The organism is Stappia indica, assembly GCF_009789575.1.
In the GTDB taxonomy this organism is placed as follows: Bacteria; Pseudomonadota; Alphaproteobacteria; order Rhizobiales; family Stappiaceae; genus Stappia; species Stappia indica_A.
Window position 1 is genome coordinate 4,358,069 of sequence record NZ_CP046908.1, and the last position, 13,662, is coordinate 4,371,730.

Sequence of the window (13,662 nt, forward strand, 5' to 3'; positions counted from 1 at the left end):
CTTGAGGCTCCAGTGTCGGGCGCGCCAGCCGCAAGGTCCGGCCGGCGGCGCGCGTGTCGTGTCAAGGCTTGCGCCGCTCGGTGCCGAGCCGCGCCGCGAAGATCTGCACCGGAACGACCAGGCACAGCAGGCCGCTCACCAGCACCACGGCCAGCGCCGCGGCCGTCGGGATCTCCGGGGTGTTCCACAGGATGTAGAGTTCGGAGGCGGCGACCACGTTGGTGGTGGTGATCAGGAACAGCGGGAAGGTGATGTCGCGGGCGCTGTGTCCGGCGACCCACAGCCAGCCGTTCAGGATATGCGGCAGCAGCAGGGGAAAGATCACCCGCCGCAGCATGGTGAACCAGCCGGCGCCGCACACGAAGGCGGCGTTCTCCAGTTCCCTGTGGATCTGCAGCAGGGCCGCGTTCATCGTCCGCGTGCCGAAGGCGATATAAGCCGTCACATGGGCGAGGATGATCAGTCCGATCGTGCCGTAGAGCGGCGTGCGCAGGTAGATCAGCAGGATTGCGATGGCCAGCACCACCGGCGGGATCGCCATCGGCGCGAAGGAGATCACCTCCAGCAGCCGGCCGAGCCGGGTCTTCGAGCGCACCGAGATCCAGGCGATCATCACCGACAGCACCATGACGATGGTGGAGGAGGCGAGCACCAGGAGGATGGTGTTGACCAGCGCCCGCACGATCCGCGTTTCGCTGAACACCGCCTCGTAGTTCTCCAGCGTCAGCCGGGTCAGCGCCTCCATCGAGGGGACCGAGTAGAACGGCAGGAAGCTCGTCCACAGCAGCACCAGGAAGGGAAGCATCATCACCAGGAAGTAGAAGCCGACGCCGGCGGTGGCGAGCCGGCGCCAGGTACCGAGCGGCTTCAGGTTGGGCCGGAAGGCCTTGCCGGTGACCACGCGGAAGCGCTCGCCCAGCCGCACGGCGCGGAAGTAGACGAGGATCAGGATCAAGGCCAGCACCAGGAAGAAGGTGCCGAAGGTGGCGGTGAGGGAGTAGTCGGGGCGCGATACGTCCGAATGGGCGAGCAGGTAGATCTGCGTCGACAGCACCGGCACCCTGGCGGTCAGGCCGATCACCAGCGGCAGGTCGAACGCCTGCACCATCGCCATGAACAGCAGGATGCCGACGGACAGCAGCCCCGGCACCAGCAGCGGCAGCGTCACCCGCCGGAACACGCTGAAGGGCCGCGCGCCGTGCACGCTGCCGGCGCTTTCCAGCTGCGGGTCCATGTTGCGCAGCAGGCCGGCGATCATGGTGAAGGCGGTCGGCACGATGGCGAAACCGGTGATCAGCACCATCGCCCACATCGAGTAGATCGACACCGGCGCGCCCTTCATCCCGAAAAGCGAGCGCAGGATCACGTTGATGATGCCGTTGCCGGGATTGCCGAGCAGAATCCAGCCGAAGGCCATGACGATGGGCGGCACCGCCATCCACGAGAACATCATGGTGCGGATGCTGCGCTTGAAGCCGATGTCGGTGCGCTCCACCAGCCAGGCGATGGCGAAGGCGAGCGTCACGCCGATGGTGACGCTGCCGAAGGCATAGGTCAGCGTGTTGCCGATGAGGATCGGCAGGCGCGGATTGCCGAGCGCCTCGCGGTAGTTGTCGAGCGTGTAGACGTCGGTCGAAAAGGGCAGTTCGCCCGCCGGCGTCAGGCTGGTGCGGAACAGCAGGATCAGCGGTGCGATAACCAGCGCGGTCATCAGCGCCAGCAGCACCAGCGACATTATCGTCGCGGTGGTCGGCCGGCCGAACGTGCGGGCCGGGCCGGGGGCAGGGGCAAGTGTGTCGGCATGCGCCATGGTCGTGGTCCTCCCGAGGCGTGAAGCGGTGCCGGCGCGTCAGGCGCGTTCGGCAAGGAGGACGCAGCGGTCCTGCGGGAATTCCAGCCAGGCCGCATCGCCTTCCCGGAAGCCGGAATAGGGACTGGCGAAGATCCGGATCGTCTCGTCGCCCAGCTCCGCCTCCATGTCGAGGAACTCGCCGACGAAGCTGATGCGGCGGATGGTGGAGCGGAAGCGGCTCGCCGCGGCGGCCTCGCCGTTTTCCGCGCGCACCCCGTGCGGCCGGATCATCAGTTCCACCTGTGCGCCGACGCTCTGGCTCTCGGGAACCGGGCAGGCGACCCGGCCGAAGGACAGGTCCACCAGGCCGATGCCGTCCGCCCCGCGTTCCGAGAGGCGACCCTTGAGGATGTTGCTGCGGCCGACGAACTCGGCCGCGAAGGCCGAGTTGGGACGCTTGTAGATCTCGTCGGGTGTGCCCAGCTGCACCAGGCGCCCCTTGTTCAGCAGCGCGATCCGGTCGGACATGGACAGCGCCTCGGTCTGGTCGTGAGTGACGTAGATCGTGGTGATGCCCAGCGACTTGACGAGGTCGCGCAGTTCCACGCGCATGGAATCGCGCAGCTTGGCGTCGAGATTGGACAGCGGCTCGTCGAGCAGGATGATGGAGGGTTCGTTGACGAGGGAGCGGGCGAGGGCGACGCGCTGCTGCTGTCCGCCGGACAGGTAGGGGGCGGGGCGGTCGGCGAAGTCCTGCAGCCCGACCCGCGCCAGCGCCGCCAGCACCCGGGTGCGGATGTCGCCGCGCGCCGTGCCGCCGGGGCCGTAGCGCAGCGGGAAGGCGACATTCTCGAAGACGGTCAGATGCGGCCAGATCGCGTAGGACTGGAACACCATGCCGAGGCCGCGCCGGTTCGGCGGCACGGCGATGTTGGCGTCGCTGCAGAACACCGTCCGCCCGTCCATGGTGATGCGTCCGCTCGTGGGATGTTCCAGCCCGGCAATGCACTGCAGCGTCGTCGACTTGCCGCAGCCGCTCGGCCCCAACAGCGTGAAGAACTCGCCCTGTGCGATCTCCAGCGACAGGTCGACGAGCGCGGGCGGCGGTGTCTCGCCGTCTCCGGTCGGCGGATAGGTCTTCTGCAATTTCTCCAAGCTGAGCACGTCTGCCTCCCTCGGGCCCGCCGCCCATGGCCTCCCAGCCGTGTCGGGCCTGTTTCGCGCCCGGCTGCTCGCCGGGGCATTGTGGGAACGGCGCCGCGAGCCGTTTGGAGCGCGCGCCGTTCATGATCGCTCTTGACGCTAGCGGCGGGCGAATGATGCGTCAATGAAAAAGGTATGATATTTATAAAAAATAGCTAATTTGCTGCGCACGCCATAGCTGAGGGCATTTTTCCCTTCGATAATAAGTGATATAAAACAATTAGATAAATCGTTTTCTAGTTTCCTGTATTGCCAGAATGATCACGTCGTATAATATCAGACCATTAAAACGCACATGTGGGGAACGGGAATGCCGGGGATGGAAAAGTCGGGGCGGTTCACCGTCGACGAGGACAGGCTGGACGTGCTGTCCAGGGCGGTCGAGGCGGATATCGCGCGCCAGGCCTATGACGGGATGGCCATTGGCCTCCTGCACGAGGGGCGGGTCGTGATGCAGCGGCATTTCGGCTTTGCCGAGCGTGACGCCGAACGTCCGCTCGGCGAAGGCGATGTCTTCTCGGTGATGTCCTTCACCAAGGTGATGACGGCGCTCGCCATCTTTCGCGCGCTGGAGCGGGGCGATTTGTCGCTCGGCACCCGCATTGCCGAGGTGATCCCCGAATTCGCGGCCGCCGGCAAGCAGCGGGTCACCGTCGCGCAACTGCTCAGCCATACCGGCGGCATGCCCTTCACCCTTCCCGGCCTCACCGAGGAGATCGAGGGCGACCTGCGCCGCACGGTCGAGCTCGCCTGCCGTATCGCTCCGGTCAACCGCCCGGGCGAGGTGGTCAGCTATTCCGCGCAGGTCTCCTACGACGTGCTCGGCGTCGTGGCGGAGCGGGTGGATCCTGCCGGTCGCCGCTTCGGCCGCATCATCGAGGAGGACATCTTCGCGCCGCTCGGCATGACCGACAGCGCCATCGGCATGCCGGAGCGCCTCAAGCCGCGCCGGGTGCCGGTGGTGGCGCGCAATCCGACGGAGATGAACCTGCGCCTTGCCGCCCGCGACCGGCGTATCACTGCCGAGACCGAGTTGCCCGGCGGTGGCGGCTTTTCCACCCTTGCCGACATGCTGCGCTTCGCCGCCATGCTGGCCTCGGGCGGCGCGCTCGAGGGTACGTCCATCGTCGCACCCGCCTCGCTGGCGTTGGCAACGGCCAATCATACCGGCGAACTGCCCAACAACACGCTGGCGGCGCAGCGCGAGATGCGTGGCTGGGAGCCGTTCCCCGCCTGGCTCGGCCTCGGCTTCTTCCTGCGCGGCACCGGTCTCTTTCCAACGCCCTTCGGACATCTCGCCTCGCCGCGTACCTTCGGCTCCATCGGCGCCGGCTCGATGGTCATGTGGGTCGATCCCGAGCGCAGCCTGTCCGCCGTGCTGCTGTCGAGCGGCCTGATGGACCAGGTTGACAGCCACCTGCGCTTCCAGCGCCTGTCGGACATCATCCACTCGGCGCTGCGCGTCGCCCCCTGACCGGGCGCCCGCATCTCCCCTACGACCAAGCCGGAACAGACCATGGAAATCGATCCGACCCCGCAGACCATGCGGGAGAACTACAAGCTGATGACCGGGCTCATCGTCCCGCGGCCGATCGCCTGGGTGTCCACCCTGTCGGCGGAAGGCGCGGTGAACCTTGCGCCCTTTTCCGCCTTCACCTTCTGCTCGCACAAACCGCCGATGGTGGCGATCAGCGTCGGCCGCAAGGGGCGGCTGCTGAAGGACACGGGCACCAACATCCTGCGCGACGGCGAGTTCGTCGTGAACATCGCCCATCGCGGCCTGCTGCAGGAACTGCACGACAGTTCCGCCGTCTATCCGCCCGATGTCAGCGAGGCGCAGGCGCTGGGCCTTGCGACGGTCGCCAGCCGCTGCATCGCCCCGCCGCGGCTCGCGGCGGCACCGGCGAGCCTGGAGTGCCGCCTGCACATGGCCCTGCCGCTCGGCGACGAGCGCAACTACCTGATGATCGGCGAGGTGCTGCGCTTCCACATCGACGATGCGTTGCTGCATGAGGGCAAGATCGACACGGCGGAGCTCGACCCGGTCGCCCGCGTCGGCGGGCCCAATTACATGACCTATGGCGAGCTCGTCACCCTGCCGGCGGCGCAGACGCGCCCCATGCCCGGTGCGCCGCAGATGGCAGGCGTGACGGCGGGTGGCGATGGCGCCTCCTGATGTCCCGGCCGATGTCGAAGCCGACTTCGTCATCGTCGGGGCGGGCTCGGCCGGTTGCCTGTTGGTCGACCGGCTGAGCGCCGACGGTCGCTTCCGCGTTGTGCTCGTCGAGGCGGGGCGGCGCTGGCGCGATCCTCTCCTGTCGATCCCGCTCGGCGTCGGTGCCGTCTGGAAGGCCCCGCGCTACAACTGGTCGTACCGCTCGCAGCCCGAGCCGGCCATTGGCGGGCGGCGCCTGTTCCTGCCGCGCGGGCGGCTGGTCGGTGGCTCGTCGATGATCAACGCCATGAACCATGTGCGCGGCAACGCCGCCGATTTCGACGCCTGGGCGGCCCTCGGCCTGCCCGGCTGGTCGGCGGCGGAGGTGCTGCCGCTGTTCCGCCGTCTGGAGGACTACTCGGGCCCCGACCCGGACGATCTTCGCGGCCGAAGCGGCCCCCTTGCCGTCACTGAGGCAAGCCACGCCGATCCGGTGGTGGATGCCGCCTTTTCGGCCTTCGCTGCTGCCGGCCACACCGCCTTGGCCGATTACAACGGTGCCCGCCAGGAAGGCTTCGGCCGGGCCCAGTTCAACCTGTCCGGCGGCCGGCGTCTGGGCGCCGACCGGGCGTTCCTTTCCCCCGCTTTGCGCCGCCCCAATGTCCGCCTGCTCACCGGCATGCGGGCCGAGCAGCTGGAGATCGCGCCGGACGGGCGTGCCACCGGCGTCGTCTGCCGGCGGGAAGGACAGCGGCATGTCCTGAGGGCGGGGCGCGAGGTGGTCCTTGCCACCGGCGCGTTCGGTTCGCCTGCGCTTTTGCTGCGCTCGGGTCTCGGCCCGGCGGCCGATCTTGCCCAACTCGGCATTCGTTTGCGGGCCCATCTGCCGGCCGTCGGTGCCAACCTGTGGGACCACCCGCGCGTTGCGGTGGAGTTCCGCCGCCGCCGGCCCTCGCAGCTTTCCGGCGTGATGCGGCTCGACCGGCTGGCTGCCGCGCTGGCGCGCGCCGCCCTGACCGGCCGCGGGCCGGCGAGCGAGCCGCTGGCGGCCGCGCATCTCTTTGCCTGTTCGCGGCCCGGGTTGCCGGCACCCAACCTGCAGTTCCTGTTGCGCCTGTTCAATCCGGCGCTGGGTCCGCGTCTTCCTTTCGTCCCGCCGGCCGTGTCCGACGCCTTCGGCCTCGTTGCCTGCCTCGTGCATCCGGCCAGCCGTGGGCGCGTGCGGCTCGTCTCGGCCGATCCGGCCGATCCGCCGGCCATCGAAACGAGCATTCTCGGCGCGCGTCAGGATGTGGAGGATCTCACTGAGGGATTTCGCATGGCGCAGGCCTTCGGGTCCCATCCGGCCCTTGCCGCGCATCACGACGGACCGCTGTCGCCGTCCTCGCAACTGGTGGAGCAGGGCGAGATCGAGGCGTTCCTGCGCGCTTCCGCCGATACGATCTTCCACCCCGCCGGCACCTGCGCCATGGGGCCGGACGGTGCGGGCGGTCACGGGCAGGGGGCGGTGGACAGCACCTTGCGTGTGCGCGGCGTGCGCGGCCTTCGCGTCGTCGACGCTTCGGTGATGCCGCTGCCGGTGCGCGGCAACATCCAGGCCGCCGTCTTCATGGTGGCGGAAAAGGCCGCCGGCCTGATCCTCGACGCGGCGCGCGCGCAAGGCTGACCGGCGGGTTTCCCGTGTCTCGCGCCGCCGCGTTACGGCTCGTGGCGCCAGTCCTCGGGGATATACTCGAACGCCTCGCCCAGCCGCGCCACATGGCCCACCGCCGGGAACGGCAGGTGCGTTGCCGACATCAGCCAGCGCTCGCTCGCCAGCATGTCCAGCCCCTTGCGCCGCGACAGCAGCGCCTGTTCCCGGTCGACATCGAAGGCGAAGTTCTCGTCGAGATGCCGGAAGCTGTAGACCGGCGAATAGACGAGGTCGCCGGCCAGGAACAATTGTTCGTCGCCGGACTCGATGAGAAAGCCCGAGTGCCCCGGCGTGTGCCCCGGCAGCGGGAAGGCGGTGACGCCCGGAAACACTTCCTGCTCGCGCTCGAACAGGCGGATATCGGGATAGTGCTCGGGCACCTTGCGCGCCCTCAGCAGCCACGGCCGGTTGCGGTCGGTGGAGCGCGACATGGCGAGATCGCCCATGAAATAGCCGAGCTCGTCCTTGTGCACCACGATGGCCGCACCGGGAAACACCGCGCCGGCCTCGTCCAGCAAGCCGCCGATATGATCGGCATGCATGTGGGTGATCAGAACCGCGTCGATGCTGTCCGGCGCGATGCCGGCAAAGGCCATGTTCTGCAGCAGGAAGCCGGATGTGGGGCCGAACAGCGGGCCGCATCCGGCGTCCACCATCAGCCGACGGCCGTCCGCCTCGATCACGTAGACGACCGTGCCCATGCGGAACGGGCCGGCCTTGCGGAAGGCCTGAACCGCCAGCTCGTTGATTCGATCCGCGCCGGCCGAATAGAATGAGGGATCGGCCTCAAGATACCCGTCGGAGATGATCGTCACGCGGAAGCTGCCGATCTTCAGGCGATAGACCGCCGGCGTCTGCTCGTCTTTTCCTAAATGTCCTACCAAAAAACCATCCTCCGTTCGGCCGATCCTCTCCGCTGAATGTGCGGGAAAATGCGGCTTTTCATATGATCTGACAATAGTCGAATTGCTCTTTCGATAAAAGGTTTGATATTTAAAATTATCTCATGTTTAATGTCAGCAAGCCTCGCAGCGACGGTCGCGGCGAAGGGGGGCGGCGCCTGATGCCGCCGGCCGCCTTGCGGCATAAGATGATCTGGGATCCACGGGGGGAGCATGAATCAGGTGCCCGGTTCTTTTGACGGTGCGGAGATCGAGGGGTGGGCACTGCCCGCCGAGCTGCGCGAGCTGCGCAACACGGTCCGCCGCTTCATGACCGACCATGTGCGTCCGGCCGAGGAGAAGCTCGACTTCGACGCCTATACCTTTCCGCCCGAGGTGCTCGAGGGGCTGCGTGCCAAGGCGCGGGCGCTCGGCCTGTGGTGCGTCCAGAGCCCGGCCGAGCATGGCGGCGCGGGCCTCAGCCTGCTCGGCCAGGTGATCGTCGCCGAGGAGGCGGCCAAGTGCCGGATGGGCGCCTACATCCCCGCCGGCGGCGCCTTCGGCTTCGATCCGCCCAATGTGATCTTCAAGGGAACGCCTGACCAGATCGCGCGCTATGCCCTGCCGACCATCGAGCAGGGCGAGAAGACCTTCGTCGCCATTTCCGAGCCGAGCGGCGGGTCCGATCCGGCGCGCGCCATCCGCACCCGCGCGGTGCTCAAGGGCGACCGCTACGTCGTCAACGGCACCAAGGTCTGGATCACCGGCGCGGGCCAGTCGCGCTGGGGTGTCCTGTTCGCCCGCACCGGCGAGGGCCGCGGCCGCGAGGGCATCACCAGCTTCATCGTCGAGATCGACCGGTCGGGCCTGACCCTTTCGCCGATCCCGGTGATCCGCTCCTATTCGCCCTACGAGCTGCATTTCGAGGACTACGAGATCCCCGTCGAGAACCGGCTGGGAGCGGAAGGGGAGGGCTTCGCCTTCGCCGAGGACTGGCTGGTCCATCAGCGCGTGCCGTATTCGGCGACGACCATCGGCACCGCCCAGGCCGCCCTCGATATCGCCCTCGACTGGGTGCGCCAGCGCGAGACCTTCGGCCGCAAGCTTGCCGATCACCAGGCGATCCAGTGGATGCTGGCCGACAGCGAGGTCGACCTGCGCGCTGCCCGCCTGCTGGTCTACCAGGCGGCCTGGCGGGCCGAGCGCGGCGAGGACATCAAGCTTGAGGCCTCGGTCTGCAAGCTCTTCGCCACCGAGGCGGCCAACCGGGTGGTCGACCGCTGCGTGCAGATCCTCGGCGGCATGGGTGTCGCCAGCGAGCTGCCGCTGGAGCGCTGGTTCCGCGAGACGCGCATCAAGCGCATCGGCGAGGGGCCCTCGGAGATCCACCGGCTGGTGATCGCCCGCGATCTCATCCGCCATGGCTCGCGCGAGAGCTTGTGATGTCGATCGACCTCGATATCGACGGCGGCATCGCCACCATCCTGATCGACCGGCCGGCGAAGCTCAATGCCATGGACCATGCCCACTACCGGCAGCTGTCGCGGGCCTGGGTCGAGGTGCGCGACAATCCGGAGATCCGCGTGGCGATCGTCACCGGGGCGGGCGACAAGGCCTTCTCCGTCGGCGCGGATCTCAAGAGCTTCACCACCGCGCGCGGCGAGCTCAGCGAGACCTGGATGCCGCAGCGCGACATGCTGCTCAACCGCGGTCTCGAGGTGTTCAAGCCGGTGATCGCGGCGGTCAACGGCTATTGTCTGGGTGGCGGCATGACGCTGCTGATGGCGACCGACATCCGCATCGCCAGCGACACGGCTACCTTCGGTCTGACCGAGGTCAAGCGCGGGCTGATCGCCGCCAACGGCGGCACCCAGCGCGTGCTCAAGCAACTGCCTCATGCCATCGCCATGGAGCTGCTGCTGACCGGGCGCAGCTTCGACGCGCAGGAGGCGCTGCGCTGGGGTCTCGTCAACCGCGTGGTGCCGCCGGCCGGGCTGATGGGCGAGGCGCGCGGCCTCGCCGCCGCCATTGCCGAGAACGCGCCGCTGGCGATCCAGGCCAGCAAGGAGCTGGCCCTGCGCAGCCACGACATGGACCTTGCCGCCGGCCTGCGTGCCGAGCAGCTCACCAACCGCCTGCTGCAGACCAGCGACGACGTGGCCGAGGGCGCCCGCGCCTTCGCCGAAAAGCGCGCGCCGCACTTTCGGGGGATATGATGACGACTACGAGCGGAGCACCGCTGGCCGGGATCACGGTGATCGACGTCGGCCAGATCTACAACGGTCCCTATTGCAGCTTCCTGCTGGCCATGGCCGGCGCGCGGGTGATCAAGGTCGAGCCGCCGGCGGGCGATCCGCTGCGCCGCCGCTCCGTCGTCGGCGGCGCGGCGCTGCCCTTCGCCATGCTCAATTCCAACAAGGACATGGTGACGCTCAACCTCAAGAGCGAGCGCGGCCGCGAGATCTTCCGCGAGATGGTCGCGCGCGGCGATGCGGTGGTGGAGAATTACGCCCCCGGCACCATGGAACGCCTGGGCCTCGGCTACGAGGAACTGGCGAAGGTCAACCCGCGCCTCGTCTATGCGGCCGGCTCCGGCTATGGCCGCTCGGGTCCCAAGTCCCGCTATCCGGCGATGGACCTGACCGTGCAGGCGATGACCGGGGTGATGAGCACAACCGGCTTTCCCGACCGCCCGCCGGTCAAGGCCGGTCCGGCGATCGCCGACTTTTTCGGCGGCGTGCATCTTTATGCCGGCCTCGTCACCGCGCTCTACGAGCGCTCCGTCACCGGGCGCGGCCGGCTGGTCGAGGTCTCGATGATGGAGGGCCTCTACCCCTCGCTCAGCTCCAGCCTCGGCCTTTACTACGGCACGGACGGCGCGGTGCCGCCGCGCACCGGCAACCGCCATGCCGGCCTCGCCGAGGCCCCCTACAATGTCTACCCGACCCGCGACGGCCACATCGCCATCATCTGCGTGTCCGATGCTCACTGGGTGAACCTGACCCGCGCGATGGGTCGGCCCGATCTCGGCGAGGACCCCGGCCTCGACACGCTGAAGAAGCGGGTCGAGCGGATGGACGAGGTCGACGAGCTCGTCTCCGCCTTCACCGTGCAGCACGACAAGGAGCCGCTCTTCGCCCTGCTCAACGATCACCGGGTTCCTTGCGCGCCGGTGCGCACGCTGGACGAGGTGGTCAACGACGAGCACCTGCACGGGCGCGGCGCGCTGGAATGGACCGAGCATCCCATGTATGGCCGCGTGCCCCTGATGCGCTCGGCACTGCGTTTCGATGGCCAGGAACGGGTGGAGCTGCGCCCCTCCGGCGAACTCGGCCGTGACAATGCCGCCGTCTATGGCGACTGGCTCGGCCTGCCGGCCGGCGAGATCGAGCAGCTGTCGCGCGAGGGGACGATCTGATGCCCGGCAACGTCGTCATCGCCGGCATCGGCCACACCGCCTTCGGCCGGCTGGAGGGCCGCTCCACCTATTCGCTCAACATCGAGGCGATCCGCAATGCGCTCGCCGATGCGGGCATCGAGAAGGAGCGCGTCGACGGTCTCTTCGTCAAGTTTCCGACCTCCGCCTACGAGTTCATGTACGGCCAGAAGCTGGCCGAGGCGGCAGGCATCGTGCCGCGCATCGGCGGCGTCTGGGATCAGGGCGGGGCGGCCAATGCCTCGCTGATCGGCTATGCCGCCATGGCCATCGAGGCCGGCCAGTGCGAGGTCGCGGTGGTCTGCTTCGCCGACAATCCGAAGTCCGGCACGCGTCAGGCCTACAGCAAGCCCTGGGGCGCCGACGAGGTGTTCGGCTGGTTCGGCATTCCCGCCGGCTATGCGATGATCGCCCAGCGGCACATGCAGCAGCACGGCACCACCGCCGAGCAGCTCGGCGCCATCGCCGTCGCCTGCCGGGCCAACGGCGCGCGCAATCCCGCGGCCCAGCTGCGCAAGCCGCTCAGCCTCGACGACTACATGGCCTCCGACGTCGTCGTCTCGCCCCTGCGCCGGGACGACTGCTGCCTCGTCTCGGACGGCGGGGCGGCGGCGGTGCTGACCAGCGCCCGCCTTGCCGCGCGGCTTGGCGTCGCAGCGCCGGTGCCGATCCTCGGCTTCGGCCAGGGCCAGACCTCGGCCGAGGTGGTGCAGCGTCCCGACCTGACCACGACGGCCGCTCGGGCCTCCGCCGCCACCGCCTTCCGCATGGCCGGCGTGCGCCCCGCGGACGTCGACGTGGCGCAGATCTACGACTGCTTCACCATCACCGCCCTGATGACGCTGGAGGACTACGGCTTCTGCCGTCAGGGCGAGGGTGGTGCGTTCGTCGCCAGCGGCGCCATCGCGGCCGGCGGCGACCTGCCGATCAACACCGCCGGCGGTCTGCTGTCGGAGACCGGCATGCCCGGCCTGCAACTGGTCATCGAGGGCGTGCGCCAGATCCGCGGCACCGCCGTCAACCAGGTTCCCGGCGCCGCGCTCTGCGCGATCTCCAACCAGGGCGGCGTCATGCACACCCACTCCACCCTCATCCTGGGCAACTAGCGCCGCAGCGCGTGCCCCTTCGCCCTATCGAGGAGACGTCGCCCGCCATGCCGGATCACGACCCCTTTCCGCTTCCCCGCGTCGACGAGACCAACCGCCCCTATTGGGAGGCGCTTGCCGAGGGCCGTCTCGTCTACCAGTGCTGCAAGGCCTGCGGCCATGCCTGGCTGCCGGCCCGCAGCGAGTGCCCGCGATGCCTTGCCGCGGAGACCGGCTGGCAGCCGGCGAGCGGCCGCGCCCGGCTGGTCAGCTGGGTGACCTACCGCAAGGCCTTCCATCCGGCCTTCGCCGACCGGCTTCCCTACAATGTCTCGGTGGTCGAGCTGGAAGAGGGGCCGCGGCTGATCTCCAACCTCGTCGGCCTTGCCGATCCGGAGGATCTGGCGATCGACGAACCGCTGGCGCTGGTCCTGCGCGAGGAGCACGGCGTCACTATCCCCGCGTTCAGAAAGGCCGGATAATGTCGCAGCCCGCCAACAAGGTCATCATCACCTGTGCCATCACCGGCTCGATCCATACGCCGTCCATGTCGCCGCATCTGCCGGTGACGCCGGAGGAGATCGTCTCCTCCGCCCTGGGTGCGGCCGAAGCCGGAGCCGCGGTGCTGCACCTCCACGCCCGCGATCCGCAGACCGGCCGGCCGGACCAGCGGCCGGAGGCGTTCCGGCCGCTGGTCCAGGTACTGAAGCAGCGCACGGATGCGGTGCTCAACCTGACGAGCGGCGGCGCCCCGACCATGACCATCGAAGAGCGCATCCGTCCCTCGACCGAGCTCAAGCCGGAGCTCGCCTCGCTCAACATGGGTTCGATGAACTTCGGCCTCTATCCCATGCTGGAGCGCTTCCGCGACTTCCGCCACGACTGGGAGGAGCCGTATCTGGTCGGCAGCCGCGACCTGATCTTCCGCAACACCTTCGCCGACATCGAATATGCGCTGAAGACCTGCGCCGGCAACGGCACCCGCTTCGAGTTCGAGTGCTACGACACCGGCCACCTCTACAACCTGGCGCATTTCGCGGACCGGGGCCTGGTGGAGCCGCCCTTCTTCGTCCAGAGCGTCTTCGGCATTCTCGGCGGCATTGGCAATCACCCGGAAGACGTCCAGCACATGCGCCGTACGGCCGACCGGCTGTTCGGCGGCGACTATCGCTGGTCGGTACTCGGCGCGGGACGAAACCAGATGCGGATCGCCGCTCTTGCCGCCGCGCAGGGCGGAAACGTCCGAGTCGGCCTCGAAGACAATCTGTGGGCCGGCAAGGGGCGTCTCTCCGTTTCCAATGCCGAGCAGGTGGCGACCGTGCGCGGGATCATCGAGGGGCTGGGGCTCCAGGTGGCATCGCCGGACGAGGCACGGGAGATCCTGGCGCTGAAGGGCGCCGACAGGACCGGGTTCTGA

The 13,662-nt window shown here is 68.4% G+C and carries 12 protein-coding genes; 9 read left to right on the forward strand and 3 right to left on the reverse strand.

The window, feature by feature from the left end; all coding sequences use genetic code 11:
- Window positions 1-61: 61 nt before the first annotated feature.
- Window positions 62-1,810 (reverse strand): ABC transporter permease, encoded by a 1,749-nt coding sequence (locus GH266_RS20265; protein WP_158195442.1) that lies wholly within the window; start codon window positions 1,808-1,810, stop codon window positions 62-64.
- Window positions 1,811-1,849: 39 nt separating this feature from the next.
- Window positions 1,850-2,956: an ABC transporter ATP-binding protein gene (locus tag GH266_RS20270; RefSeq protein ID WP_158195443.1), complete on the reverse strand. Its 1,107-nt coding sequence runs from the start codon at window positions 2,954-2,956 to the stop codon at window positions 1,850-1,852.
- A 349-nt stretch (window positions 2,957-3,305) separates the two neighbouring features.
- Here GH266_RS20270 and GH266_RS20275 point away from each other — a divergent pair, with 349 nt between their 5' ends.
- From GH266_RS20275 to GH266_RS20285, 3 genes are read left to right on the forward strand one after another with little or no spacing between them, the layout of a single operon-like run.
- The gene (locus GH266_RS20275; RefSeq protein WP_158195444.1) at window positions 3,306-4,469 is read left to right on the forward strand and encodes a serine hydrolase domain-containing protein; all 1,164 of its coding nucleotides are present in this window, start codon (window positions 3,306-3,308) and stop codon (window positions 4,467-4,469) included.
- Between the two features lie 42 nt (window positions 4,470-4,511).
- On the forward strand, window positions 4,512-5,171 hold the full coding sequence (locus tag GH266_RS20280) for a flavin reductase family protein (RefSeq protein WP_158195445.1): 660 nt from the start codon (window positions 4,512-4,514) through the stop codon (window positions 5,169-5,171).
- Complete coding sequence (locus GH266_RS20285) at window positions 5,158-6,816, forward strand: GMC family oxidoreductase (RefSeq protein WP_158195446.1); 1,659 nt, start codon at window positions 5,158-5,160, stop codon at window positions 6,814-6,816. The genes GH266_RS20280 and GH266_RS20285 overlap by 14 nt, the downstream gene beginning before the upstream one ends.
- A 32-nt stretch (window positions 6,817-6,848) precedes the next feature.
- Here GH266_RS20285 and GH266_RS20290 read toward each other — a convergent pair whose 3' ends face one another.
- Window positions 6,849-7,727, reverse strand: a complete 879-nt coding sequence (locus tag GH266_RS20290; protein ID WP_158195447.1) for an MBL fold metallo-hydrolase — start codon at window positions 7,725-7,727, stop codon at window positions 6,849-6,851.
- Window positions 7,728-7,967: 240 nt separating this feature from the next.
- Here GH266_RS20290 and GH266_RS20295 point away from each other — a divergent pair, with 240 nt between their 5' ends.
- The 6 genes from GH266_RS20295 to kce are packed head-to-tail and all read left to right on the forward strand — an operon-like array spanning window position 7,968 to window position 13,662.
- Complete coding sequence (locus tag GH266_RS20295) at window positions 7,968-9,167, forward strand: acyl-CoA dehydrogenase family protein (protein ID WP_244953726.1); 1,200 nt, start codon at window positions 7,968-7,970, stop codon at window positions 9,165-9,167.
- A complete protein-coding gene (locus tag GH266_RS20300; protein ID WP_158195449.1) occupies window positions 9,167-9,940 on the forward strand; it encodes an enoyl-CoA hydratase/isomerase family protein in 774 nt (257 codons plus the stop codon). The genes GH266_RS20295 and GH266_RS20300 overlap by 1 nt, the downstream gene beginning before the upstream one ends.
- Window positions 9,940-11,142 (forward strand): CaiB/BaiF CoA transferase family protein, encoded by a 1,203-nt coding sequence (locus GH266_RS20305; protein ID WP_158195450.1) that lies wholly within the window; start codon window positions 9,940-9,942, stop codon window positions 11,140-11,142. The genes GH266_RS20300 and GH266_RS20305 overlap by 1 nt, the downstream gene beginning before the upstream one ends.
- Window positions 11,142-12,266, forward strand: a complete 1,125-nt coding sequence (locus tag GH266_RS20310) for a thiolase family protein (RefSeq protein WP_158195451.1) — start codon at window positions 11,142-11,144, stop codon at window positions 12,264-12,266. Before GH266_RS20305 ends, GH266_RS20310 begins: the two co-directional genes overlap by 1 nt.
- Window positions 12,267-12,313: 47 nt before the next feature.
- Complete coding sequence (locus tag GH266_RS20315; protein ID WP_158195452.1) at window positions 12,314-12,727, forward strand: Zn-ribbon domain-containing OB-fold protein; 414 nt, start codon at window positions 12,314-12,316, stop codon at window positions 12,725-12,727.
- The gene (gene kce, locus GH266_RS20320) at window positions 12,727-13,662 is read left to right on the forward strand and encodes a 3,5-dioxohexanoate:acetyl-CoA acetone transferase (protein ID WP_158195453.1); all 936 of its coding nucleotides are present in this window, start codon (window positions 12,727-12,729) and stop codon (window positions 13,660-13,662) included. The genes GH266_RS20315 and kce overlap by 1 nt, the downstream gene beginning before the upstream one ends.